This window comes from Sphingomonas sp. GW821-FHT09B04, assembly GCF_059418285.1.
Genome location: NZ_JBWKPO010000004.1, coordinates 259,446 through 282,463, shown reverse-complemented (window position 1 = coordinate 282,463; position 23,018 = coordinate 259,446). Strand labels below are relative to the sequence as shown.

The following is a 23,018-nucleotide window of genomic DNA, read 5'->3' as shown; positions in this document are numbered from 1 at the left end:
GGACGGGCGCGTTTTCCAGTTTGACGCGTTTCCCGCTTGTCCCGTCTAAACACGATGTATCTTGTAGGGATTGGGTCCGGCCGCCAAACCGGGCGCGCCCGTGACTATGTCGTGACTGGAATGAAAGGGAATTGATGTTCGAGGCGATCGACTTCCAGGCACTGCTTCCTTTCATCGCCGTCGGATTCGCCGCGCAGATCGTGGATGGCGCGCTGGGCATGGCGTTCGGCGTTATCTCCAGCACCCTGCTGGTAAGCGTACTTGGCGTCCCGCCCGCGACCGCCTCGGCCGGCGTCCACCTCGCCGAATGCTTCACCACCGGCGTTTCGGGCATCAGTCACGCGCTTCACAAGAATGTGAACTGGAAGCTGTTCTTTCGCTTGCTCGTCCCCGGCGTGATCGGCGGCGTTACCGGCGCCTATCTGCTCACCTCGCTGGATGCCTCGATCACCCGGCCATTTGTGATGGGCTACCTCGCGCTGATCGGTGTCTATCTGCTGTGGCGCGGCATCAGCTTCCCCACCCGGCATCATAAGGAACCGAAGATCGTCGAGCCGCTTGGCCTTGCCGGCGGCTTCCTCGATGCGGCGGGTGGCGGTGGCTGGGGGCCGGTCGTCACGAGCAATCTGCTGATCCAGGGCACGCAGCCGCGCTACACGATCGGCACGGTCAACAGCGTCGAATTCTTCCTGACGCTTTCGGTCTCCATCACCTTCATCTTCCACCTTGGCCTGTCGGCCTTTACCAATGCGGTCGTGGGTCTGTTGATCGGTGGCGTATTCGCCGCACCCTTCGGGGCGATCCTCGCCAAGCGCGTGCCGACCAAGACGCTGCTGATCCTCGTCGGCATCGTCCTGACGCTCACCAGCAGCTACAGCGTGTACCGCGCACTCATCTGATCAGCTCGATCATTTTCGATTGATTGAGTGATTGTCTCGATCAATCAAAGCGAGACTTCCTGTTTCATCTCCGTTGCAGCGCAACCTATATGCGGCGTCGCACAAGTTGCACTGCATCATAACGGAGAAACCAGAACATGGCCCTCATCGGAAGCTCGCTCAAGCCGTTCACCGCGACCGCCTTCAAGGAAGGCAAGTTCGTCGACGTCACCGACGCCGACGTGCGCGGCAAGTGGGCCGTCTTCTTCTTCTATCCGGCCGACTTCACCTTCGTCTGCCCGACCGAGCTCGAGGACCTCGCCGACGTCTACCCGACCCTGCAGAAGATGGGCGTCGAAGTGTATTCGGTCTCGACCGACACGCATTTCAGCCACAAGGCTTGGCACGACACCTCGCCCGCGATCGGCAAGATCAACTACTACATGCTGGGCGATCAGAACCACGCGCTCTCGACCAACTTCGACGTGCTGCGTGAAGGCCAGGGCCTTGCCGACCGCGGCACCTTCGTGATCGATCCCGAAGGCGTGATCCAGATCGTCGAGATCACCAGCGAAGGCGTCGGCCGCAATGCACAGGAACTGCTGCGCAAGATCAAGGCGGCGCAGTATGTTGCGGCGCACCCGGGCGAAGTCTGCCCGGCCAAGTGGGAAGAGGGTGAGAGCACGCTGGCTCCCTCGCTCGACCTCGTGGGCAAGATCTAAGCCGAAAACCGACTAAAGCGCCCGTCCCCCTCCCCCTGTGCGGGCGCCCAAGCGGCCCGGGGCAAACTTCCCGTTGCCCCGGGCCGTATTGTTTCCAGTTTCAGGAGTTTCCGATGCTCGACGCACATCTCAAGCAGCAGCTTGAAGGCTATCTGGTGAATATCCGCGAGCCGATCGAGCTCGTCGCCAGCCTGGGCGACGACGCCAAGTCGCGCGAGCTCGAGACCCTGCTGACCGAAATCGCGGACCTGAGCGGCAAGATCGCGTTCGTCCGCGCCGACGACAAACGCAAGCCGAGCTTCATGATCCGCCGTGCGGGCACCGATATCGGCGTGCGCTTCGCCGGCATTCCGATGGGGCATGAGTTCACCAGCCTCGTCCTTGCCCTGCTCCAGGTCGGCGGCCACCCGTCCAAGGCGGCGCAGGACGTGATCGAACAGGTCAAGGGCCTTGAAGGCGAACTGCACTTCGAAACCTATTTCTCGCTGTCGTGCCAGAACTGCCCGGATGTGGTGCAGGCGCTCAATCTGATGGCTGTCCTCAACCCGAACGTCAGCCACGTCGCGATCGACGGCGCGCTGTTCAAGGCTGAGGTCGATGCGCGTCAGGTGCTCGCCGTCCCCACCGTCTTCCTCAACGGCGAGCCGTTCGGCTCCGGCCGGATGGAGCTGGAGCAGATCGTTGCGAAGCTCGACAGCGGCGCCGACGCCAAGGCTGCGGCCAAGCTGGAGGCGAAGGAGCCGTTCGAGGTGCTCATCGTCGGCGGCGGTCCTGCTGGTGCGGCCTCGGCGATCTACACCGCGCGCAAGGGGCTTCGCGTCGGCGTCGCCGCCGAGCGGTTCGGCGGTCAGGTGCTCGACACGATGGGCATCGAGAACTTCATCTCGGTTCCGTACACCGAGGGCCCCAAGCTTGCCGCGCAGCTGGAAAGCCATGTCAAAGACAATGACGTCGACATCATGAACCTGCAGCGCGCCGAGAAGCTGATCCCGTCGCGCGTCGAAGGCGGGCTGCACGAAGTGGTGCTGGCCAATGGCGCGACGCTCAAGGCCAAGACCGTGATCCTCTCCACCGGCGCCCGCTGGCGGCAGATGGGCGTGCCCGGCGAGGACGAGTATCGCAACAAGGGCGTGGCCTATTGCCCGCACTGCGACGGCCCGCTGTTCAAGGGCAAGCGCGTCGCGGTGATCGGCGGCGGCAATTCAGGGGTCGAGGCGGCGATCGACCTCGCCGGCATCGTCGCACATGTCACGCTGATCGAATATGACAGCCAACTGCGTGCCGACGCGGTGCTCCAGCGCAAGCTCGCCAGTCTGCCTAACGTCAAGATCATCACCTCGGCGCTCACCACCCGCGTCAGTGGCGCGGAAAAGGTGACCGGCCTGACCTACAAGGACCGCAACTCGGGCGAAGAGCATGACATCGAGCTGGAGGGCATCTTCGTCCAGATCGGTCTGGTACCCAACACCGAGTGGCTCAAAGATTCGATCGCCCTCACCCCGCGCGGCGAGATCGAGATCGATGCGCGCGGCGAAACCAGCCAGCCCGGCATTTTCGCCGCGGGTGACGCGACCACCGTGCCGTACAAGCAGATCGTGATCGCGATGGGGGCCGGCTCGACAGCTGCCCTCTCCGCCTTCGACTATCTCATCCGTCTTCCCGCGGAAGAGATCGAGGCTGCCGCGGCCTGATCCCGTGTCAGGCGGCCGCCCGGGCATAGCGTCCGGGCGGCTGGCCGACATGGCGGCTGAACGCGGTGCTGAAGGTACTCGCCGAGCCATAGCCGACCCGCTCGGCCACCTCGGCCAGCGGGACGTCACGACGGCGCAACAGATCCTTGGCGAGCGCCATGCGCCACGCCAGCAGATATTCCATCGGCGGTACACCCACCGCACCGGTGAAGCGCTCGAAAAGGGCCGAGCGTGACATGCCCACGTCGCGCGCGAGTCGCTCGACCGTCCACGGCCGCGCCGGATCGGCGTGCATCCGGCGCATCGCCTCCGCCAGCTTGTGATCGTTGAGCCCACGCAGCAGCCCCGGTGGTGCGCCGTCGCGCTGCGTGGTCCGCAAGGCTTCGATCAGCAGGATCTCGACCAGCCGTTCCAGCACCATGTCCCGGCCCGGCTGATCCGATCCGCTTTCCTCCGCGACCAGCCGCACCAGCAACGACAGGCGCTCCGCGTCGCGAAGATGGACCAGCGTCGGCATCAGCGAGACAAGCAGCGACGTGTCGGGTGATCCGAACAGGAAATAGCCGCCGAGCAGGCGCACATCGGGTTCGCCATCCTGAACGCCGTGGCGCACTTCACATTCGGCTGGCGGCGGCGGTATTTTCGGATCGATGAAATTGGGTATGACCGGCTCGAACCCCGACAGCACGAACCCCGGCGTCGCGGGCATGAGCACGAAATCTCCCGCCTGCAACGTCACCGGCGCCTGCCCCTCCACCGCGAGCCGGCACGTGCCTTCGATCACGGTGCAGAAGCTGGGTGCGCCATACTCGCCGTAGCGCACCCCCCAGCGCCCCGCTCCGCTGATCAGCTTGGACGACACCCCGCGCGGTTGGAGCAGCGCGATCACTTGAGAGAGAGGATCGGTCATATCTGGACGATAGCTAATGAATTTTGGATTAACAAGCGTAGATCGTCCGACACACTTCCGGCATTTCCTTGCCACCGACAATCGCAAGGAAGACGATCATGAAGACCATCCTCATCACCGGCTGCTCGTCCGGCTACGGCCTCGAAACCGCGCGCCATTTCCTCGCCATGGGCTGGAACGTCATCGCGACGATGCGTACCCCACGCGAGGATGCCCTGCCCGCTTCCGACCGACTGCGCATACTGGCGCTCGACGTGACAAAGCCCGAGAGCATCGCCGCCGCGCTGGAAGTCGCCGGTCCGATCGATGTGCTGGTCAACAATGCCGGGATCGGCCTGATCGGCGCACTCGAAGCGACGACCATGGCAAAGGCCCGCGAGATATTCGAGACCAACACCTTCGGCGTGATGGCGATGACCCAGGCGGTGATCCCCGCATTTCGCGCCCGTGGCTCGGGCATCATCGTCAATGTGACGTCGAGCGTGGCTCTGGCGCCGATGCCACTGGTCTCGATCTACACCGCCAGCAAGACCGCGATCGAGGGCTTCACCGGCTCGCTCGCGCATGAGCTTCAGGCCTTTGGCGTGCGCGTCGCACTCGTCCAGCCCGGCTACGGCCCGGACACGCGCTTCACCCACAACACCGATGTGACGATCGAGGAAGCGATCCCTGCCCCCTATATCCCCTTCGCCGAGCCTATTCTCGGCGCATTCGCCACACCCGGGCCGACGACCACCGCTGCCGACGTCGCCGACGGCGTGTGGCGCGCGGTGCATGACGAGAGCGGCCAACTCAGCTTTCCGGCGGGCCCGGACTCCGTCGCACTGGCGAACGCCCGCTAAGTTCATGGCGCCGGGTTCATAATTCTCGAATCCGGCGCCGTTCCAGCCTTTTACAATCGCTCACGCCACTTATATCTGCGTCATTCATCGTTCAGGACGATCAATGGCGCAGACCTACCTCCCCACGCTCAAGCAGCTTCAATATCTGGTCGCGCTCAAGGACCACGGCCATTTCGGCCGAGCGGCGGAGGCAAGCTTCGTCACCCAGTCCACCCTTTCCGCTGGCCTGCGCGAGCTTGAGACGCTGATCGGCGTCGTACTGGTCGAACGCACCCGCCGCGTCGTCCGCTTCACGCCGCTGGGTGAACGCATCGTCGACAAGGCGCGCCGCGTGTTGCGCGAGGCTGAAGAGCTGGCCGACCTCGCCCGCGCGGCGGGCCGGCCGCTCTCGGGCGAGATGCGAATGAGCGTTATCCCCACCATTGCGCCATTCCTCCTGCCCCGAATCCTGCCTCGCCTTCGCGAAGGCTATCCCGACCTCAAACTGTTTCTGCGCGAAGAGCCAAGCGGCGCCGCGTGCGAGAGTCTCCACACCGGTCGCACCGACTGCGTGTTACTCGCGCTTCCCTATGCCTGTGGCGATGTCGAAACCGCGCCTTTGTTCGAGGATCGCCTGTTCGTCGCCTTTCCTGAGGGCGAGTACGAACCCGACCACCACAGCATCACCGCTGGCGAGATCGACGAGACGCGCTTGCTGCTGCTCGAGGACGGTCATTGCCTGAAGGACCACGCGCTTGCCGCCTGCAACCGACCCGAGTTGCGTGCCGAGGCAACGATGCTGGGTACTTCGCTCCACACGATGGTGCAGATGGTCGACAATGGTCTCGGCGTGACGATGCTGCCTGAAATGGCGCTCGATGCCGGAATCCTCGACCACACCAATGTCACTGCCCGACCATTACAGGCCGACAATCCTGCGCGCCGCATCGCACTGGTCTGGCGCAAGGCATCTCCACGCGAACGTGATTTCCGCCTGCTCGCCGAGGTGCTGGCTCAGTCGGGACTGCCGTCGGCCCAGCGCGCGGCGGCCTGAACGTCACCGGCGCGCGCAGCGACCCAGCGCGGATGTCCGTCGCGTGTCTCGCGCTTCCAGAAGGGAGCCTCGATCTTGAGCCGATCGATCAGGAAGGCGCAGGCTTCGAGCGCTTCGCGCCGGTGCACCGCCGCGGTCGCGACCAGCACTACCCGGTCGCCGGGCACCATCGGCCCTACGCGATGCACGATCACCGCGGATGACAAACCCCAGCGCGCCATAGCCTGCTCGGCAAGGTCACACAGGACCGCCTCGGTCATGCCGGGATAATGCTCCAGCTCCATCGCCGTTACGCCGTCGTCGGCGCGGACCACGCCGGTGAAGCTCGCCACCGCCCCTGCCCCGGTCTCCTCGACCCCGGCCAGTTCGGTACCGATGTCGATCGGCGCATGATCGACCGAAACGCGAATCATCCGCCCGTCACCGGCGGAAAGAAAGCGACTTCCTTTGCGGCGTCCAGTTCGCTCTCGAGCGGTACGAATCGGTGATCGACCGCGGCGCGTAATTTCGAAAAGTCGGCCAGTGCATCGGCATGGCCCGGGCTGCGATCCTTCAGCCATTCCGCCAGATCTGCAACCGTCCGCACCGCCTCAGGCGGTTCCACCGTCTCCTCGCCGGTACCGATACGCTCGCGAACCCAGGCAAAGTAGAGCAGCTGCATCAGCTATCCATGTGCTTCAGGCCAACGCGCAGATAGTCCCAGCCTGTGATCACTGTCAGCACGGCTGCTGCCCATAGCATCGCCAGGCTCGCGTCATACACCCAGCCCCAGTCGGGCAACGCGCCCGCCAGCACCAGTCCGCCAAGCGACATCAACTGCAACGCAGTCTTCCACTTGGCCAGCGCCGAAACCGGCACCGACACCTGCGCACTCCCCAGGAACTCGCGCAGCCCCGACACCGCAATCTCGCGTAGCAGGATGACGAGCGCAGCAATCACGTGGAGATCGCCGATGATTCCCTTTGCACAGAGGATCAGGATCACCGCCGCGACCATGATTTTGTCGGCGATGGGATCGAGGAAGACGCCCAGTTTCGATACCGTCCCACGCGATCGCGCGAGATAGCCGTCGAAATAGTCGGTGATCCCCATCAGGCAGTAGGTCGCAAAGGCAATCGCATAGCCGGCACGCCATTCGGGCCACCACAGGAAAAAGACCAGCAGCGGCACGGTGACGATTCGCGACAGCGTCAGGATATTGGGCAGCGTCAGCATCGTTCCGGCTCTAGCACCCCAAGCGGGCGCAATCATCCCCGCATTACGCCATGTGTGGACTTCGGCCTGTCATCTCGCGCCGTTAGCGGTTGCCGCCATACCATCCGCGGGGCTATGCCGTGGACCAGTTCAGACGGACGAAGGCCCGCCAACGCATGCATAACGCGCTCGGATTGCTCAAGGAGCGCCGGTTTCTCCCCCTCTTCATCACGCAATTTCTGGGGGCCTATAACGACAATCTGTTCAAGACCGCGATGGTGCTGTTCGCGACCTATCAGATATTCAGCGATCCGGCGGTCGAGTTCCAGTTCAACGCGCTTGCGACCGGGATCAGCCTGATACCCTTTTTCATGCTCTCGGCGCTCGCCGGGCAGCTCGCGGACACCACCGACAAGGCATCGATCATCCGCTGGGTGAAAACAGCAGAGATCGGGCTGATGCTATTCGGTGGCGCCGGGATGTTGGTGGCACAGGCAGGATACGCATTCACTGGCCTTGGCATGATGCTCGGCGCCGTGCTCGGCCTTGGTGCGCATTCGACCTTCTTCGGGCCGATCAAATACGCGATCCTGCCTCAGCATCTGAAAGATGAGGAGGTGCTGGGTGGTACAGGTATGGTCGAAGCGGCGACCTATCTTTCGATCCTGCTCGGCACGGTTACCGCCGGCTGGGTGGCCCACGACATGCGAATCGCCGCGGCGCTGGTACTGGTGGTCGCGCTCATCGGCTGGTTCACCGGCCGCATGGTGCCGTCTGCACCGCGGGTTGGACCAAAGCTCAAGATCAACTTCAATCCGTTCACCTCCTCCTGGCGGCTCGTCGGCGCGACGATGCACATCCCGCGCCTGTTCCTGTCGATCTGTGCGATCAGCTTCTTTTGGACGATCGGATCTGTGCTGATCATTATCTTCCCGCCGCTGGTGAAGAACGTCCTCACCGCCGACGCGCGCGTCTCGTCGCTGCTCGTCGCGGTCTTTTCGGTCGGTGTCGCAATCGGCTCGGTAGTCATCAACGGGATGCTCAAGGGCAAGGTCTCGGCGAAATACTCACCGATCTCGGTCATCGCGATGGCGGTGATCGTCGTGCTGTTCTCGATCGAGGTGCGGCTCTGGGTACCCGCCGCACCGGGTGTTCTCTACGACTTCTCCAGCTTCATCCTTCAGCGTCAGGCATGGATCGTCATCGTTACTCTCACCGCGGTCGCGATCACCGGCGGCATGTTCGTGGTCCCGCTCTACGCTTTCCTGACGACGACGGTGACCAAGGACCAGACCGCGCGCACCGTCGCCGCGAACAACATCGTCAACGCCGGCGCCATGGTGTTCGGCTCGCTGTTCGTGCTCGCCCTCTCGGCGGCAGGAATCACGTCGGAGGACATGCTGCTCGTCGTGGCGGGCATGTGCCTGATCTCGGCGTGGATCGCTCAGAAGCTCCACCGCGCCTGCGATTGATTGCCGGCTAGTACCGTCGGATGAACCCTGCGTGCCTGCAGCCTCCGCGGCAGGCCGCCTTGTTCAGATGAAGAAGGTGTAGAAGCAGACGAAGAACGCCGCGTAGCTCAGCAGAAACAGCTTGAGATCGCTCTCGTCCTCGCGCTTGCGCGCGCGCCGGCGAACGGCGGGCAGCGCGGTTCGGAAGGGATGTCCGCGCTCTGACTCGGCTAGATATTGCAGGCGTTCCATGTCCAACAGTTAACGCGCCGTTTACGATTTTGTCCCGCGCGAAGGGTGGTTAACCCCTGTCCTGATCGGGGACAGGCTCAGGTGGTGTACAAACCGGTTGCAGAAGGTCGTCGATGCTCGACACCATTCTGTTAGCTGGACCAACGTGAGCCGGTGCCAAGGCGCTCCGGAAAGCAGTTCAGCATATGTGGGTCATTCACCCTCGGCGTACCCTGCGATTGTCCTAGAGGCGTTGCTCATTACTATAGCGCCAACATACATAATATGAGCTCCGAGAATTTCTCTTCGTGTTGATCCGTTATCGATCTTTGTCGCTTGGTATCGTTACCAATATATCCATACGACATTCTAAGTGATCAGGAGTGGTTCTAATACGTTATGAAGTTAACCTGTAATTTATGATTGTTTTTGTTCTGGCGCCATGTCTATTCTGCAGACCATTCGGGTGATTCTAGTAATTTCCTGAGTTCGCGATCAACGTGTTGATGCGTTTGAGAGGGGGGCCAATGCGAATTTCGTTTGCAACCTTGATCCTGCTTGCAATGTGCACCGGCGCTACGGCGCAGGAAACAGTCACTTACACCTATGATGCCAAAGGCCGTCTCGTGAAGGTCGTGCGTAATGGCGCTGTAAGCAGCAACGTCACGACGCAGTATGAGCACGACAAGGCGGATAATCGGACGAGAGCATACACCACCGGCTCGTCGAACTCGCCGCCCTAAGCTCTTCTCTGGCCCGCCTGCGCGGCGGACTCCTAACCTGTTTCCATGTCAATTGGGGGATGGTATGACCCGTTCTAAGCTCGCCATGATAGGCGGAGCGAAGCTCCTGCTTGCGTCTACGGTACTTGCATCCGGCCTGATTGCCCCTGCGCTGGCGCAGAATGCGCCGACACCTACGCGGCCCATCCTCGATGACAATGGCGTGGACCTGGCCACGGGTACGATCGCGGGGCAGTCCAAGTCCATCGCGTCGGGCGGCGCCACCTTCACTGACGTATGGAATGGCGAAGTCAACGAATACAGCTTCTCGACCTATGTATTGGATGATGAGATTACGGGGGCCGTGGTCTATGTCGATGGGAAGTCATTCCGCTTCTTGACCGACATAAATAATGTGCTCCAGCCAGAGCTCGCCAATGGCGCGACGTTAACCCGCGACGGCAATCAGGGCTTTGTCTACACAGCACCTAATGGTGACAGGTACGAATTTAGGCCCAATGCTGCGGGGAATGTGCGCGCCCTCCATAATACTCCAACCACGACAGGCTTGTATTCCTGGTTGGATAAGATCACGCGCGCCAATGGCGAAACGCTGACCTGGCACTATCGGACTGCCGAAGTGCAGACTAACTGCGAGCCGCTGCCTCCATTCGGGTTCCCAAACCCAAATTGTTCAATCACCAATTATCAGCGCCCGCAATCGATAACCACCAACACGGGGCGCATGCTCAAGACAAGTTATGCAACGCAAAGTGGTAGCCCCGATTTCAACAAGCTGGTCAAAGTCACAGCGATCAATCTGAGCGAGGATTATTGTGACCCGCTGGCGGATCAATGCAGCAATCTGACGCAGACCTGGCCAAGTCTCGACATTACAACCACGACGAACAATCAGGGGCTCGTTCAGAAGGTCTTCGCTTCACCGAGCTCGGAGTTCATCGCGCGTTTGGGTCTGAACGGGGTAGCCGAGGTCAGCAATGACGGCACAGGCAACCCGAATCTGACCGTTACCCGCTATCCTGACGGCAAGATCTATCAGGTGACGAAGGCCGGGGTGACCGATACCTACACCTACTCTCAGCAAGGCACCCAGCTGACGGTTACGATCGCCAAGCCCAATAACATCGTCGAAACCTATGTGATCACGACTGGCGTGGCCAAACTGGATGCGAAGACCGATGCACTCGGGCGGACAACGACGTTTGAGTATGACCCGCAAGGCCGGCTGTACAAAACGATTTACCCGGAAGGTGACCAGCTTGTCTTGACCCATGACGCGATCGGTCGCGTGACCGAAACGCGACGCAAGGCCAAGCCGGGATCGGGCCAGGCAGATATCGTGACGACGGCGGGCTATGTGACCAATTGCTCGGTCGAGACGCTCAAGGCGTGCATGAAGCCACTATGGACGGAAGACGCGCGCCAGAACCGAACCGACTATAGCTACAGCGCCACCAGCGGCGAGTTGGTTCAAGTGCGCTTTCCTGCTGCGGCTGCGGGGCATGCGCGCGCAGAGACCAACTATGGATACTCCTCGCTCTACGCAAAGAAGAAAAACGCTATCGGCCAGTTGGTTGACGCTGATTCTCCGGTGTGGAAGCTCACGAGTGTTAGTGAGTGCTCAACTAGCGCGACGTGCGTCAATGGCGCGAACGAAACACGAGTCGATATCAGTTATGCGGCAACTGGCGGCGGTCTCAACCTCTTGCCGACGAGCGTAACGACCCGGGCGGGCGACAATAGTATCTCGATGACCGAGAACTACAGTTATGACAGCGCCGGTAATGTCATCACCGTCGATGGTCCCCTGGCCGGGGTAAATGACACCAGCCACTATTTCTGGGATTCCGACAAGCGGCTAACGGGCGTGATCGGCCCGGACCCCGACGGGAGCGGGCCGCGCAGGCGAAGCGCAACGCGCTATGTGTATACGGGCGGAAAACTGACCCAGACCGAGGTCGGTCATGCCAATGGCACCCTGGCCCCCGCTCTGGCGGCAATGACCGTCACAGAGACGCTGACGACCACTTATGACGCAAACGACTATAAGACCCGCAACGTGCTTGTCGCCGGCGGTGTGAGCCAGGCGGTTACGCAATATGGCTATGATGCCAAGGGGCGGTTGGAATGTGTCGCGCGGCGGATGAATCCGGCAGTGTTTGGATCATTGCCTTCGGGCGCATGCACATTGGGCACGACGGGCAGCGCCGGCGCTGACCGGATCATCAAGCGGACCTATGACGCCGCCGGGCAGGTTACCAAGGTGCAGAGCGCGGTCGGGACGGCCGAGCAAGCGGATGAAACGACGACGGCCTATACGACCAATGGCCAGGTCGACTATGTCCTGGATGCGGAGAATAACCGCACCAATTATACATATGACGGCTTCGACCGGCTCGTGAAGACCGAGTATCCGGTGGCGACCAAGGGCGCGAACGCCGCCAATGCATCCGACTATGAGCAGTTGGGCTATGATGCGAGTGGCAATGTAACGAGCCGGCGACTGCGCGATGGGGCATCGATCGGCTATAGCTACGACAATCTGAACCGGCTGACGTTGAAGGACCTTCCCGGCGCGGAGCCCGATGCGAGCTACGCCTATGATCTGGCTGGCCGCAGAACAGGCGTGACGCAGGGTGGGCAGGCGTTGAGCTTCACGCATGATGCTCTTGGCCGCAATCTGACGCAAACAGGACCGCTGGGCACGACGGCCTTTGGCTATGACGGGGCCGGGCGACGGACGAGCATGGTCTATCCGGGCAGCGCCCTGACGATCGGCTATGATTACGACAGCGCCAGCAACGTGACGCAGATTCGTGAGAACGGGGCGACGAGCGGCGTTGGGGTACTGGCCAGCTATGCGTATGACGATCTTGGCCGGCAGACGAGCGTCACCTTCGGCAACGGCTCAATCCAGACATTTGCGTATGATGCTGTGTCGCGTCTGGAATCGCTGGGCAACGATCTGGGCGGCGCAACTCACGATCTTGCACAGGGCTTCGCCTATAATCCGGCAGGGCAAATCACCAGCGTTACTCAAAGCAATAGCGCTTATGCCTGGCAGGGGCATTATAATGTCGATCGAGGCTATGCCGCCAATGGCCTGAACCAGGTCACAAGTGCGGGCGGAACTGCTTTCGGCTTCGATGCGCGCGGAAACCTGACGAGCAACGGGAGCAACAGCTACACTTATTCGTCAGAGAACATGCTAACGACCGCGCCCGGCGCGGCGACGCTTTCCTATGATCCGCTGGGCCGGCTCTATGAGACGGCGAAGTCGTCGCTGACCACGCGGTTCGCGTATGACGGCATAGACATGGTCGCGGAATATGATGGCAGTAACGTAGTGCAGCGGCGGTACGTCCACGGGCCTGGTTTCGATAACCCGATCGTCTGGTATGAAGGGAGCGCGATTAGCGATGCGACGCGGCGCTTCCTGATGGCGGACGAGCGCGGCAGTGTTGTCAGCATCACCGACAGCTACAATTCTGTGATCGCGATCAACAGCTATGACGAATATGGCATCCCCGCCGCGGGGAATACGGGGCGGTTTGGCTATACCGGCCAGACCTGGCTGCCCGAACTGGGTATGTGGCACTACAAGGCTCGCGTCTACTCGCCGACCCTTGGCCGTTTCCTGCAGGCCGATCCCATCGGCTATGACGACGGCATGAACTGGTACAATTATGTCGGCAGCGATCCGGTGAACGGCGTCGATCCGTTTGGAACGGTATGCTTCTGGAGGGGGCAGTATTGGCGGGCCAAGGCCGGGGTGTCGACCGATGCGGCCCAGGCAGCCTGTGCTGCGGCAGGCGGCGATTGGTATGACGGCGTCTCTATAGGGACCCGGGGCGGCGGCGGCGGTGGTGTGCCCAGAGGAGCGCCCGCCCCCACAAACCCCGGCAGCGGCCCAGGGGGAGGCCGGGGCGGCACTCCCCCGCCTCCGCCACAAAAGGAGGAGCCCTCGACGCTCGAAAAACTCGGCCAGTGCACCAGCGATCAACTTGGCCTTGGCGAGTTGGCCGAGGCAGCCGCTGTGGCAGTAGGGCAACCCATTCCTGGGACGAAACGGTTCGTCACACAGGGAAGCTCACGGGGCACTTCGGTAGCGGGTATGGCGGCCAATAAGGTGCTGGGTAAGACTCGGCTACCGGTTCGTTTGCCAACGGTTGTCGGAGGCCCGGGAACGGGTCGAGCACTTGCTATCTCGGGGACCAAATCAGCTGCTCGTTTTGCAGGTAGGGCAGTTCCCATCGTTGGCTGGGCACTGCTGGCATATGATGCCGTTAGCATCGGAATCTGCGTCGCGAGCGATGACCAATGAAAACGGGCATCGTTCAGAGAGTTTTGGCGTTCCCGTTCAGTGCGAGACAAAGCGCTCTGTCAAAGAGTCGGCCTGCACTAAGCCATTCTGATTTTGTTGATTCCGTAACGCGGTCGGGTGGCGATCCAGATGCGGCAGACCTTGTTTATTTGAAGCTGCAAGACTGGGTATATCACGAAAACTTTACTCCCTATCCGGAAGACAACCTTGGCTCGGTGTTTGGAATTGCGGAAGAGGAACTAGATGAAGACCTCATCCTCGACGTACTTGTGAAGCTCGACCTGTCACCTCCCTCCCATCAGGAGGTCGCGGCGTTCGGTCCGATCGACACGGCTATCGACGTGGCTAGATTTGTAACTTCAGTTCGAGGGTCGAGCTGAATTTAGCGATAGCAAGATAGAGGCACGGCACCGATATGCCGTTAAGCCATTGTCTGCACGTAGTTTTTAAGGGAGATAGACGGCACTGGTGGGGAGACTCCCGGTGTCGTCAGCGTATCAACCCTTTGATCTTGCTGGCGAACCGCCGGTGCCAAGTGTCTCGCGGGTGCAATCTGGCCTGTTCCGCGCGCCAGGGACGGTCGAGCTGCCAATGGCGGAATCGGGCGCAGGCGGCGCGCCAGGTCAGCAGCTCCCCGCGCACCCGCATGGCGATCGTGACGTGACCGTCGAGCGCGCGGCCGATGCCGAACAGGGCATCGGCGAACCGCAGTTGGACCTCGGCGACATCGATCCCGCAGCGCCAGGCGATATCGGCGTAGGCGAGATCATCGACGCGGGAGAGGATGATGCCCGCTTCGAGCCGATCGAGGAGGCGTATTCCGAATCGGAATCCTGCCCGGCGATATTTAGATGAGAAAATACTTTCACTACGTAGTAATATTCTTGTGGATAGCCTTTTTGGCTATGGGGCTGCCTATGGCGCACTCTGTTTTTCTGTCCTCTGCGATAGGGTTAGCGATTGCGATAATCACTTCATTTTCCAGAGATCGCCGAATATTTTCAAATTGGTGGAATCTTGTTCCGTTGCTTGCCCTATTGATGTCTTCAGGCGCATATATAAAGTTCGATAATATATACTATGCGTCTGTTCCGATGATAGTTTTAACTGCAGCGTACTTGGCTTTGAGTGGTATGCGCGGCATTGAGGGTTGCGGAGCGTCGTGATGATATGAGCTTCGTTCCGACAATCGCATTATCGTAACTGGTGGACCGCTCTTGCGCCTGTAGCTCCGCAGGCTTCGCCCTCATGGCTGCGCCAGGATAACGGCCGGTTGTGAAAGGCGATTGATGCGTTCGGATCAGATGGAGTGGGAGCTCCGAGCATGCTCCTCCACACGCTGGGCCAGCCAATCGAGCTCCTCTTTGCCGATCCGGAGCTGGTCCGACGATATGCATGGGAATGTCGAACGTGGTCTTCGCGCGGCCCTTAGGCCTGCGCCGGCAATATAAACTTCCAGCGACCGTCAAGACGGGCGAAGTTCAACGGATACCGCCCGTCTGAGGTGGCAGATCGCGCCACGCCCGGTGCGGTCCCCACACGCGGCTGCGGGCTCCCGTCACTAATGTAACAGCCGCCCGCCTAATCTGTGTCTTTCAAGGATCCAGTGACTTGTCAGTCACTTACCCCGGAATGGTGGAGCCGAGGGGGATCGAACCCCTGACCTCTGCAATGCCATTGCAGCGCTCTCCCAGCTGAGCTACGGCCCCATCCGTTCCAGGAAGGCGATGGCCTCTAGCAGCCATCGCGTGGTTTGCAACCGGGTTTTTTTGCTTTCCCGATTTTAGACCTTCCCGATCAGGTTTCTTCGTCGCTGTCGCCGGTATCGACACCCAGATCGTCGTCGCCGCCAAGATCGACGTCATCGTCGGGCGAGCCCTCGGCGTCCTCATCGACATCCAGATCCTCGTCGCCGAGATCTGCGTCGTCCTTCTTCTTGTCGACTTCAGGCTTCACCACCTCGAACGGCAGCGGCTGCTTCGACTTCAGAATCGGCTCGGGTTCCCACGCAAAGCCGCAGCTGATGCAGGTGACCGGCTCGTCCTTGGTCAGATCATAGAAGCGCGTTGCGCATTTCGGGCAGGTCTGTTTCGTGCCCCATTCCGGCTTCACCATGTGCCGCTCTAACCTTTTCTTCGATTTTCCAGGGTGACGGGAAGCTTGCGTCCCCGTTTGAAGTGGCGGGCGCCTTGCCATAGCGCAAGCCCGCTGTCAAAGCCGCCGCCGATGAGCAGTGCAACTCCCCTCCCCCTCGCCATTTCCGCGCGCGGTCCGCTGCGCGGTACCCTTACCATTCCCGGCGACAAGTCGATCAGCCATCGTTCGCTGATGTTCGCGGGGCTCGCCGTCGGCGAAAGCCGGATCGAGGGGCTGCTGGAAGGTGAGGATGTGCTCGCCACCGCTGCCGCGATGCGTGCGATGGGCGCGAAGATCGAGCGTGACGGCGATGGCGTATGGCATGTGTGGGGCGTGGGTGTCGGCGGGCTGCTTCAGCCGGAGACAGCGCTCGAAATGGGTAATTCGGGTACGTCGACGCGACTGCTGATGGGGCTGGTTGCCAGCCATCCGATCACCGCGACCTTCACCGGCGACGCGTCGCTCTCGAAGCGTCCGATGGGCCGGGTTACGGACCCGCTCTCCAGGATGGGCGCGGATTTCACGACGAGCCCCGGCGGGCGTCTTCCGCTGACGATGCGCGGCCTCTGCCCGGCGGTACCGATCGAATACACGCTCCCGGTCGCCTCGGCACAGGTCAAGTCGGCGGTGCTGCTCGCTGGCCTCAACACCCCGGGCATCACCCGTGTGATCGAGCCGGTGCCGACACGCGATCACAGCGAACGGATGCTCGCAGGCTTCGGCGCAGACATCACCGTCGAGGAAACCCCGCAGGGCCGGATCATCTCGATCCGCGGTGAGGCAGAGTTCAAACCGCAACAGATCATGGTCCCCGGCGACCCCTCCTCCGCTGCCTTCTGGCTGGTCGCTGCGTCGATCGTGCCGGGCTCGGACATCACCATCGCGAATGTCGGCCTCAACCCGACGCGGACCGGCCTCATTACCGCTCTTCGCATGATGGGTGCCGATATTACGGAGGTAAACCCGCGTACCGTCGGTGGCGAGCCGGTCGCCGATCTGCGCGTGCGCCACGCGCCGCTCAAGGCGATCGAAGTTCCGCATGACCTCGCGCCCAGCATGATCGACGAATACCCCGTTCTGTTCGTCGCCGCGGCGTTTGCACAAGGGCGCACGGTCGCACGTGGCGCGGACGAGCTCCGCGTCAAGGAATCGGACCGCATCGCCGCAATGGTCGCTGCGCTTCAGCCCAACGGCGTCGTGCTTGAGGAGTTTGAGGACGGCCTCGCGATCACCGGCACCGGCGGCGAACTGATCGCAGGCGGTGCTCCGGTCGCCTCGAAACTCGACCATCGCATCGCGATGAGCATGGCGGTGGCTGGACTTGGCGCGAAGGCCGATGTGAGCATCGACGACGTGTCGCCGGTTGCCACCAGCTATCCCGGCTTCTTCGCCACGCTCGATTCACTGACCGGCAGGACTGAAGAATGATTATCGCCGTCGATGGACCCGCAGCATCGGGAAAGGGCACCATCGCTCGCGCGCTCGCGCGTCACTATCAGCTTCCTCACCTCGACACAGGTCTGCTCTACCGCGCTGTCGCAGCAACCGTCCTGCGTGAGGAGATGAATCCGGAACGGGAGGCCGACGCCGTCGCCGCGACCGGGTTCGATGATCTGCTGCTCGCCGACGAATGGTTGCGCACCGATGAGGTCGGCAAGGTCGCCTCTGTCGTCTCCGCGCATCCGCTGGTCCGCGCGGCGCTGCTCCACAGGCAAAAGCGATTCGCGCATCAAGCCGGCGGTGCGGTCCTCGATGGCCGGGATATCGGAACGGTGATCGCGCCCGACGCCGACGCCAAGCTGTTCGTCAAGGCGACTCCGACGATTCGTGCCCAGCGCCGTCACGCCGAACTGCGCCGCAATGGCATCACGGCGAGCCTCGACAAGGTGCTCGCCGATATCCGCGCGCGCGACGAACGTGATTCGAAGCGGGCAGAGGCGCCCCTGATCGCTGCGGCCGATGCCGCAGTGCTCGACACCAGCTTCCTCTCGATCGACGCTGCGGTGCAAAGGGCGATCCAGCTGGTCGAGACGCAGCGCGCCAAAAAAGCCGCTGCGGCCGGCTGAACCTCAGCGCGCGGGCTGCTGCTGCTCGCGGGCCTTCATCGCGGCGAACAGGGTTACAGACTTAAGCGTCCGCTCGACGTCGGCGCGATATCCCGCCTTGGCCGGAGTCAGCATCAGCGCCTTTCGTAGCCACGGCTGCGCCGCATCGAGATTCCCGGTCCGTGCAAAGGCCAATCCGTAGAAGAAGGCTGGCCCCGGATGTTTGGGCGCGAGCGTCACGCCCTGGCGAAACGCAAGGGCTGCAGCGGGTGACATGGTGCCGTCGTCCGCCTCGACCAGCGTCATTCCCAACCACGTCCATAGCGACGGGTCCTGCGGCAACGAACGCACGCCGCCCAGCATCATCGTCGCGGCCTTGTCGGGGTCGCCCCCGCGCACCAGCGCGTCGGCTGCGATGAAATAGGCGTCGTTGATCGCAAATCGGCCGAACATCTCACCCCGCAACTTATGCAGTTCCGGTTCGTCCGCCTGGGCCTTCCTTGCCGCCGAGACCGGGGCACCGGGCAGGTCGGGCCGTGCCTGAAAGGCATAACCCGCTGCGCCCAGCATCAGCGCCGCACCCGCGAACGACCAAAGAGTCCGCGGCACACCAAGCAGCCACAGCAGCGCGAACGCCGCTGCGCCAATCGCGGTGAGCGCGATCCAGCCCATCATTTGCGCCGCCTCCGAATGGTTCCGCGCGCCAGCCACAGTCCGGCGCCGAGCAGCAGCAATGGCGTCAGCCATAGCGGCGCGGTCGTCCAGCTGAACGGAGGATCATAGGTCACATAGCTGCCATAGCGCTCGATCAGCCAGTTGCGCACCGCCTCCGGGGTCTCGCCCGCCGCGATCTTCTGACGCACGATCCGGCGCATATCGGCGGCCATGTCGACGTCGCTGTCGGCGATCGACTGACCCTGACAGACAAGACAGCGCAGTGTCCCCATCAGTCTGGCCGCCTGCGCTTCTTTGCCGGCGTCGGGAAGCTGCGAATAGCCGAGGTCCGCAGGCACCCCTGCCGCCAGCGCGAGGCTGAGCAACAGGCTCATTGCGCCTCCTCCAGCGCCTTGAGCAGCTTCGGCACGTCGTCCTCGCGGATATCGCCGATGTGCTGGGCGGCGATCTTGCCCTGACTGTCGATTACGAAGGTTTCCGGAACGCCCGACGAGCCGATGCCGATCTGCACGATCCGGTCGTAATCGTTGCCGATCCGCGCATAGGGATCGCCATGGCGCGACAGGAATGCCTTCACTGCTTCGGTGCTGTCCTTGATCGCTACGGCATCGATCTCGACCCCTGCGGCCTTGAGCTTCATCAGTTGCGGTGCTTCGGCGATGCAGGGCACGCACCAGCTCGCGAAGACATTGAGCAATCGCGGCTTGCCGGTCGCGAGGTCAGCGCGCGAAAGCCCCGGCTTCCCTTCCACCATCGCCGGCAGGCTGAATTCGGGCAGCGGTTTCCCGACCAGCGCCGACTTGACCACCGTCTCGCCGGTGTCCTGCAGCCGCCACGCCGCCAGCGCGACCACGGCCAGAAACACCACTAATGGCACCCAGAGTGTCCAGCGCTTCACCAGTCGGCCTCCTCGCGCCGCTTCACGTTACGCCGCTCGCGCTTCAACCGCCCGATCAGCGACAATGCGCCGCCCAGAGCGATCAATCCGCCGCCCAGCCAGATCAGCGTCACGAACGGCTTCCACCACAGCCGCAGCTGCCAGCGTCCCTGTGCATCCTGCGCGCCCAGTACCGCATAGAGCTGCCCGTCGAGGCGTGTCGAGATCGCGGCCTCGGCGGTATCGGTCGGGGGCGAGGCATAGAAGCGCCGTTGCGGCCGCAGCAGGACCATCGGCCCGTCCACCGGCCCGCGGCTCGCGGTTACCCGCCCCTCGACCGCCGACCAGTTCTCTCCGACCACCGGCGCCACGCCGTTCAGCACTACCCGCCACGGTCCGACATAATAGGGCTGGCCATAGCGCGCCGCGACCAGCCGTTCGCTCGTGAAGGCGCTGTCGGCGGCCATTCCAGCCAGGCTTACTGCCACGCCAAAATGCGCGATCACCATGCCCCAGGTGAACATCGGGGTCCGCAATAGTTTGCGCTTCCACAGCGGCGCGAAGCTCGCCACCGCAAGCCCTGCAGCAAGGCCGAGCCCGACGATCTCCATCCATCCCGTGCCCGGCGCGGCGAAGAAGGTGCCCGCCATCACCAGCACGCTCAGCGCAATGGGCACGGTCAGCTTGGTCAGCAGCGCGTTGAAATCGTCGCGCCGCCAGTTGAGCAGCGGCCCTACTGCCATCGCCGCGACCAGCAGCAATGCGATCGGGCCGGCCGCCTTGTTGAAGAAGGGCGGGCCGACCGACAGTTGCTCGCCCATCGCTTGCGCGGCAATCGGGTAGAGCGTGCCGATCAGCACGATGCCAAGGATTACGGAGAGCAGCAGGTTGTTGAGCACCAGCCCACCCTCGCGGCTCAGCAGGTCAAATCCCTGCCCTGCCTTCACCCGCCCGACGCGCGCGCCATAGAGCACAAGCGCCCCGCCGATATAGATGGCGAGCAGGAAAAGGATGAAGCTGCCCCGTTCCGGATCGACGGCAAAGGCATGGACGCTGGTCAGGATGCCCGACCGGACCAGAAAGGTGCCGACCATCGACATCGAAAAGGCAACGACCGCCAGCATCAGCGTCCAAGCGCGAAGCCCGTCGCGCGCCGCCAGCACGTTGACCGAATGGAGCAATGCCGTCGCCGCGAGCCAAGGCATCAGCGAGGCGTTCTCGACCGGGTCCCAGAACCACCAGCCGCCCCAGCCCAACTCGTAATAGGCCCAATAGCTGCCCGCGGTGATGCCGATCGTCAGGAACACCCATGCTGCGAGCACCCAGGGCCGCATCGCGCGCGCGAACACCGGTCCGACCTCGCGCGTCACCATCGCCCCCACCGCAAAGGAGAAGGCGATCGAGAGCCCGACGTAGCCGAAATAGAGCGTCGGCGGATGGAAGGCCAAACCCGGATCCTGAAGAAGCGGGTTCAATCCAAGACCATCGAGCGCCGCAGGGTCGAGCCGGGTGAACGGGCTCGAGGCCACCAGCAGGAAAGCGTAGAAGCCAAGCGCGATGAATGCCTGCGCGCCCAGCGTCGCGGTCAGCGTCGCGCGGTCGAGCTTCCGCTCCAGCAGCGCGATCGCCGCGCCGGCCAGCGCCAGCACGGTGACCCATAGCAGCATCGAGCCTTCATGGTTCCCCCATGCCCCCGCAAACTTGTAGAGCAACGGCTTGGCCGAATGGCTGTTCTGCGCGACCAGCAGCACCGACATGTCGGATCGCAGGAACAGCACGATCAGCAGCCCGAACGACAGTGCCGCCAGCACGCCCTGCACGATTGCAGCAGGGCGAACCGCCGCGACCAGCTCATCATGCCTGAGCCGCAGGCCCAGCGCCGCCATCGCAAGCTGCATCAGCGCCATCGCCGCGGCGAGCCACAGCGCCGCAAGTCCTGCTTCTGCGATCATTTGCTCAGCGTCTCGGGCGACGGCATCTTCTTGGCGATCTCCGGCGGCATGTAGCGCTCGTCATGCTTGGCGAGCAGATTGTCGGCCACGAAGCCGCCGTCCGCGGTAAACTTGCCTTCGGCCACAACACCGGAGCCTTCCTTGAACAGGTCGGGCGCGACGCCGGTGAAGCGCACCGGCACCTTGGCTTCCTTGTCCGTAACGACGAAGCTGATTGTAATCCCGTCGGGCAGATGCCTGATCGAGCCGCTCTCGACCATCCCGCCCAATCGAACTGCCTTGTCTACCGGCGGGTTCTTGGTCGCGACATCGCTCGGCGTGTAGAAGAACGCTGCCTGATCCTTGAGCGCGGACAACGCAAGTCCGCTCGCTCCGCCGATCGCGACGAGCGCAGCAAGCCCCAGCATCAGGCGTTGATGCTTGCGTTTCATTTGCGATCCCTCAGCGCGTCGGCTGCGCGTTCGGCCCCACGCATCGCCAGCCAGCTTACGACCGAAAGCCCGCCGACGCCGGCGGTCACCACCGCGTAGGCGGCAAGAATAAAGGGCCAGTGGTTCATGCCGCCATCCGCCGCAACCGCGCTTCGACGCGTTGAGTCGCCAGTGCCGCGCGCATCCGCATCAGCACGATACCGCCGAACATCAGGCCAAAGCCCGACGCCGTCATGAACAGCGGCCACAGCATCGAATCATGGATGCTGGATTGGGTCAGGGTGATGCTCTGCCCCTGATGCAGCGTCTGCCACCATATCACCGAATAGCGGATCACCGGCAGCAGCGCCGTTCCCGCGATTCCGAACAGCGCCGGGATACGCCCGTCGCCGCCCCGCTCACGGTCGGCGCGTTCAAGCGCGATCCAGGCGATATAGACAAAGAATAGCAGCAGCATCGACGTCAGTCGCCCGTCCCACTCCCACCAGGTGCCCCAGGTCGGGCGGCCCCAGATCGATCCGGTGATCAGGCAAAGCGCGGCGAACACGGCCCCGACTGGAGCGATCGCGCGCGCCGCGAGATTTGCCAGCGGATGCTTCCACACCAGATATGCGAAACAGGCGATGGCGAGCGAGGTCCACCCTCCCATCCCCAGCCATGCGCTGGGCACATGGACGTAAAGGATTCGGACGCTCTCCTTCTGGAGATAGTCGGGCGGTGTCTGCGTCAGTCCGCCCCAGGCGCCGACAAGCACCAGCAGCAGCCCGCTCCAGAAGAGGATGGGCGTCAGCGGGCGCGCAAGCTTCAGGAAGCGCGTGGGATTGGCGAGTGCGTGGATCACGGCGTTTCGCCGCCTTTAAGCGGATTCGCCGCTCAAGTCCAA

The 23,018-nt window shown here is 62.6% G+C and carries 25 protein-coding genes and 1 tRNA gene; 12 read left to right on the top strand and 14 right to left on the bottom strand.

Features of this window, described 5'->3' with window-relative positions; translation table 11 throughout:
- Positions 1–134 precede the first annotated feature (134 nt).
- The 3 genes from AC07NK_RS14305 to ahpF all read left to right on the top strand — a co-directional run bounded on the left by AC07NK_RS14305 (position 135) and on the right by ahpF (position 3,291).
- Positions 135–899 carry a sulfite exporter TauE/SafE family protein gene (locus tag AC07NK_RS14305; protein ID WP_495171272.1) on the top strand — a complete coding sequence of 255 codons (765 nt, stop codon included), beginning with the start codon at positions 135–137 and terminating at the stop codon, positions 897–899.
- A gap of 137 nt (positions 900–1,036) precedes the next feature.
- Entirely contained in the window at positions 1,037–1,600 is a 564-nt protein-coding gene (gene ahpC / locus AC07NK_RS14300; RefSeq protein WP_495171271.1) for an alkyl hydroperoxide reductase subunit C, read from the top strand.
- A 113-nt stretch (positions 1,601–1,713) separates the two neighbouring features.
- Positions 1,714–3,291: an alkyl hydroperoxide reductase subunit F gene (ahpF, locus tag AC07NK_RS14295; protein WP_495171270.1), complete on the top strand. Its 1,578-nt coding sequence runs from the start codon at positions 1,714–1,716 to the stop codon at positions 3,289–3,291.
- Positions 3,292–3,298: 7 nt separating this feature from the next.
- Here ahpF and AC07NK_RS14290 read toward each other — a convergent pair whose 3' ends face one another.
- A complete protein-coding gene (locus tag AC07NK_RS14290) occupies positions 3,299–4,201 on the bottom strand; it encodes an AraC family transcriptional regulator (protein ID WP_495171269.1) in 903 nt (300 codons plus the stop codon).
- Positions 4,202–4,299: 98 nt separating this feature from the next.
- Here AC07NK_RS14290 and AC07NK_RS14285 point away from each other — a divergent pair, with 98 nt between their 5' ends.
- Together AC07NK_RS14285 and AC07NK_RS14280 are read left to right on the top strand one after the other, a co-directional pair.
- Positions 4,300–5,043 (top strand): SDR family oxidoreductase, encoded by a 744-nt coding sequence (locus AC07NK_RS14285; RefSeq protein ID WP_495171268.1) that lies wholly within the window; start codon positions 4,300–4,302, stop codon positions 5,041–5,043.
- Positions 5,044–5,146: 103 nt separating this feature from the next.
- A complete protein-coding gene (locus AC07NK_RS14280; RefSeq protein ID WP_495171267.1) occupies positions 5,147–6,076 on the top strand; it encodes a hydrogen peroxide-inducible genes activator in 930 nt (309 codons plus the stop codon).
- Here AC07NK_RS14280 and AC07NK_RS14275 read toward each other — a convergent pair.
- Genes AC07NK_RS14275 through pgsA form a run of 3 tightly spaced genes read right to left on the bottom strand, consistent with a single transcriptional unit; the run spans position 6,037 to position 7,291 of the window.
- Positions 6,037–6,489: a molybdenum cofactor biosynthesis protein MoaE gene (locus tag AC07NK_RS14275; RefSeq protein WP_495171266.1), complete on the bottom strand. Its 453-nt coding sequence runs from the start codon at positions 6,487–6,489 to the stop codon at positions 6,037–6,039. The genes AC07NK_RS14280 and AC07NK_RS14275 overlap by 40 nt on opposite strands.
- A complete protein-coding gene (moaD, locus tag AC07NK_RS14270; RefSeq protein WP_495171265.1) occupies positions 6,486–6,737 on the bottom strand; it encodes a molybdopterin converting factor subunit 1 in 252 nt (83 codons plus the stop codon). Before moaD ends, AC07NK_RS14275 begins: the two co-directional genes overlap by 4 nt.
- On the bottom strand, positions 6,737–7,291 hold the full coding sequence (gene pgsA / locus AC07NK_RS14265; RefSeq protein ID WP_495171264.1) for a CDP-diacylglycerol--glycerol-3-phosphate 3-phosphatidyltransferase: 555 nt from the start codon (positions 7,289–7,291) through the stop codon (positions 6,737–6,739). The genes moaD and pgsA overlap by 1 nt, the downstream gene beginning before the upstream one ends.
- Before the next feature lie 155 nt (positions 7,292–7,446).
- Here pgsA and AC07NK_RS14260 point away from each other — a divergent pair, with 155 nt between their 5' ends.
- Positions 7,447–8,742 carry an MFS transporter gene (locus tag AC07NK_RS14260; protein ID WP_495171263.1) on the top strand — a complete coding sequence of 432 codons (1,296 nt, stop codon included), beginning with the start codon at positions 7,447–7,449 and terminating at the stop codon, positions 8,740–8,742.
- Between the two features lie 63 nt (positions 8,743–8,805).
- On the opposite strand, the gene AC07NK_RS14255 is transcribed toward AC07NK_RS14260, so the two are convergent.
- On the bottom strand, positions 8,806–8,973 hold the full coding sequence (locus AC07NK_RS14255; protein ID WP_495171262.1) for a hypothetical protein: 168 nt from the start codon (positions 8,971–8,973) through the stop codon (positions 8,806–8,808).
- 527 nt (positions 8,974–9,500) lie between these two features.
- Here AC07NK_RS14255 and AC07NK_RS14250 point away from each other — a divergent pair.
- The 4 genes from AC07NK_RS14250 (at position 9,501) to AC07NK_RS14235 (ending at position 14,874) form a co-directional block, all read left to right on the top strand.
- A complete protein-coding gene (locus tag AC07NK_RS14250) occupies positions 9,501–9,695 on the top strand; it encodes a hypothetical protein (RefSeq protein ID WP_495171261.1) in 195 nt (64 codons plus the stop codon).
- 64 nt (positions 9,696–9,759) lie between these two features.
- Positions 9,760–14,019 (top strand): RHS repeat domain-containing protein, encoded by a 4,260-nt coding sequence (locus tag AC07NK_RS14245; RefSeq protein WP_495171260.1) that lies wholly within the window; start codon positions 9,760–9,762, stop codon positions 14,017–14,019.
- Complete coding sequence (locus tag AC07NK_RS14240) at positions 14,016–14,399, top strand: hypothetical protein (protein WP_495171259.1); 384 nt, start codon at positions 14,016–14,018, stop codon at positions 14,397–14,399. The genes AC07NK_RS14245 and AC07NK_RS14240 overlap by 4 nt, the downstream gene beginning before the upstream one ends.
- A 280-nt stretch (positions 14,400–14,679) precedes the next feature.
- Positions 14,680–14,874, top strand: a complete 195-nt coding sequence (locus AC07NK_RS14235; RefSeq protein ID WP_495171258.1) for a hypothetical protein — start codon at positions 14,680–14,682, stop codon at positions 14,872–14,874.
- A gap of 778 nt (positions 14,875–15,652) precedes the next feature.
- Here the strand turns inward: AC07NK_RS14235 and AC07NK_RS14230 are convergent.
- Positions 15,653–15,728 (bottom strand) — tRNA-Ala (locus tag AC07NK_RS14230).
- An 88-nt stretch (positions 15,729–15,816) separates the two neighbouring features.
- Complete coding sequence (locus AC07NK_RS14225; protein WP_495171257.1) at positions 15,817–16,134, bottom strand: TIGR02300 family protein; 318 nt, start codon at positions 16,132–16,134, stop codon at positions 15,817–15,819.
- A 111-nt stretch (positions 16,135–16,245) separates the two neighbouring features.
- On the opposite strand from AC07NK_RS14225, the gene aroA reads away from it, so the two are divergent.
- Together aroA and cmk are read left to right on the top strand one after the other, a co-directional pair.
- A complete protein-coding gene (aroA, locus tag AC07NK_RS14220; RefSeq protein WP_495171256.1) occupies positions 16,246–17,583 on the top strand; it encodes a 3-phosphoshikimate 1-carboxyvinyltransferase in 1,338 nt (445 codons plus the stop codon).
- Positions 17,580–18,221, top strand: a complete 642-nt coding sequence (gene cmk, locus AC07NK_RS14215) for a (d)CMP kinase (RefSeq protein ID WP_495171255.1) — start codon at positions 17,580–17,582, stop codon at positions 18,219–18,221. The genes aroA and cmk overlap by 4 nt, the downstream gene beginning before the upstream one ends.
- Positions 18,222–18,224: 3 nt before the next feature.
- Here the strand turns inward: cmk and AC07NK_RS14210 are convergent, their stop codons facing one another.
- The 7 genes from AC07NK_RS14210 to ccmC are packed head-to-tail and all read right to left on the bottom strand — an operon-like array spanning position 18,225 to position 22,976.
- Complete coding sequence (locus tag AC07NK_RS14210; RefSeq protein ID WP_495171254.1) at positions 18,225–18,875, bottom strand: tetratricopeptide repeat protein; 651 nt, start codon at positions 18,873–18,875, stop codon at positions 18,225–18,227.
- On the bottom strand, positions 18,872–19,249 hold the full coding sequence (locus AC07NK_RS14205; protein ID WP_495171253.1) for a cytochrome c-type biogenesis protein: 378 nt from the start codon (positions 19,247–19,249) through the stop codon (positions 18,872–18,874). The genes AC07NK_RS14210 and AC07NK_RS14205 overlap by 4 nt, the downstream gene beginning before the upstream one ends.
- Positions 19,246–19,773, bottom strand: coding sequence for a DsbE family thiol:disulfide interchange protein (locus tag AC07NK_RS14200; RefSeq protein WP_495171252.1), 528 nt, complete (start codon positions 19,771–19,773; stop codon positions 19,246–19,248). The genes AC07NK_RS14205 and AC07NK_RS14200 overlap by 4 nt, the downstream gene beginning before the upstream one ends.
- Positions 19,770–21,704 carry a heme lyase CcmF/NrfE family subunit gene (locus AC07NK_RS14195; protein ID WP_495171251.1) on the bottom strand — a complete coding sequence of 645 codons (1,935 nt, stop codon included), beginning with the start codon at positions 21,702–21,704 and terminating at the stop codon, positions 19,770–19,772. Before AC07NK_RS14195 ends, AC07NK_RS14200 begins: the two co-directional genes overlap by 4 nt.
- The gene (gene ccmE, locus AC07NK_RS14190; protein ID WP_495171250.1) at positions 21,701–22,135 is read right to left on the bottom strand and encodes a cytochrome c maturation protein CcmE; all 435 of its coding nucleotides are present in this window, start codon (positions 22,133–22,135) and stop codon (positions 21,701–21,703) included. The genes AC07NK_RS14195 and ccmE overlap by 4 nt, the downstream gene beginning before the upstream one ends.
- The gene (gene ccmD, locus AC07NK_RS14185) at positions 22,132–22,263 is read right to left on the bottom strand and encodes a heme exporter protein CcmD (RefSeq protein WP_495171249.1); all 132 of its coding nucleotides are present in this window, start codon (positions 22,261–22,263) and stop codon (positions 22,132–22,134) included. Before ccmD ends, ccmE begins: the two co-directional genes overlap by 4 nt.
- On the bottom strand, positions 22,260–22,976 hold the full coding sequence (gene ccmC / locus AC07NK_RS14180) for a heme ABC transporter permease CcmC (RefSeq protein ID WP_495171248.1): 717 nt from the start codon (positions 22,974–22,976) through the stop codon (positions 22,260–22,262). Before ccmC ends, ccmD begins: the two co-directional genes overlap by 4 nt.
- Between the last annotated feature and the right edge of the window lie 42 nt (positions 22,977–23,018).

Coding starts and splice junctions, on each gene's coding strand:
- AC07NK_RS14305 (WP_495171272.1), top strand. CDS start 135: ATGTTCGAGGCGATCGACTTCCAGGCACTGCTTCCTTTCATCGCCGTC.
- ahpC (WP_495171271.1), top strand. CDS start 1,037: ATGGCCCTCATCGGAAGCTCGCTCAAGCCGTTCACCGCGACCGCCTTC.
- ahpF (WP_495171270.1), top strand. CDS start 1,714: ATGCTCGACGCACATCTCAAGCAGCAGCTTGAAGGCTATCTGGTGAAT.
- AC07NK_RS14290 (WP_495171269.1), bottom strand. CDS start 4,201: ATGACCGATCCTCTCTCTCAAGTGATCGCGCTGCTCCAACCGCGCGGG.
- AC07NK_RS14285 (WP_495171268.1), top strand. CDS start 4,300: ATGAAGACCATCCTCATCACCGGCTGCTCGTCCGGCTACGGCCTCGAA.
- AC07NK_RS14280 (WP_495171267.1), top strand. CDS start 5,147: ATGGCGCAGACCTACCTCCCCACGCTCAAGCAGCTTCAATATCTGGTC.
- AC07NK_RS14275 (WP_495171266.1), bottom strand. CDS start 6,489: ATGATTCGCGTTTCGGTCGATCATGCGCCGATCGACATCGGTACCGAA.
- moaD (WP_495171265.1), bottom strand. CDS start 6,737: ATGCAGCTGCTCTACTTTGCCTGGGTTCGCGAGCGTATCGGTACCGGC.
- pgsA (WP_495171264.1), bottom strand. CDS start 7,291: ATGCTGACGCTGCCCAATATCCTGACGCTGTCGCGAATCGTCACCGTG.
- AC07NK_RS14260 (WP_495171263.1), top strand. CDS start 7,447: ATGCATAACGCGCTCGGATTGCTCAAGGAGCGCCGGTTTCTCCCCCTC.
- AC07NK_RS14255 (WP_495171262.1), bottom strand. CDS start 8,973: ATGGAACGCCTGCAATATCTAGCCGAGTCAGAGCGCGGACATCCCTTC.
- AC07NK_RS14245 (WP_495171260.1), top strand. CDS start 9,760: ATGACCCGTTCTAAGCTCGCCATGATAGGCGGAGCGAAGCTCCTGCTT.
- AC07NK_RS14240 (WP_495171259.1), top strand. CDS start 14,016: ATGAAAACGGGCATCGTTCAGAGAGTTTTGGCGTTCCCGTTCAGTGCG.
- AC07NK_RS14225 (WP_495171257.1), bottom strand. CDS start 16,134: ATGGTGAAGCCGGAATGGGGCACGAAACAGACCTGCCCGAAATGCGCA.
- aroA (WP_495171256.1), top strand. CDS start 16,246: ATGAGCAGTGCAACTCCCCTCCCCCTCGCCATTTCCGCGCGCGGTCCG.
- cmk (WP_495171255.1), top strand. CDS start 17,580: ATGATTATCGCCGTCGATGGACCCGCAGCATCGGGAAAGGGCACCATC.
- AC07NK_RS14210 (WP_495171254.1), bottom strand. CDS start 18,875: ATGATGGGCTGGATCGCGCTCACCGCGATTGGCGCAGCGGCGTTCGCG.
- AC07NK_RS14205 (WP_495171253.1), bottom strand. CDS start 19,249: ATGAGCCTGTTGCTCAGCCTCGCGCTGGCGGCAGGGGTGCCTGCGGAC.
- AC07NK_RS14195 (WP_495171251.1), bottom strand. CDS start 21,704: ATGATCGCAGAAGCAGGACTTGCGGCGCTGTGGCTCGCCGCGGCGATG.
- ccmE (WP_495171250.1), bottom strand. CDS start 22,135: ATGAAACGCAAGCATCAACGCCTGATGCTGGGGCTTGCTGCGCTCGTC.
- ccmD (WP_495171249.1), bottom strand. CDS start 22,263: ATGAACCACTGGCCCTTTATTCTTGCCGCCTACGCGGTGGTGACCGCC.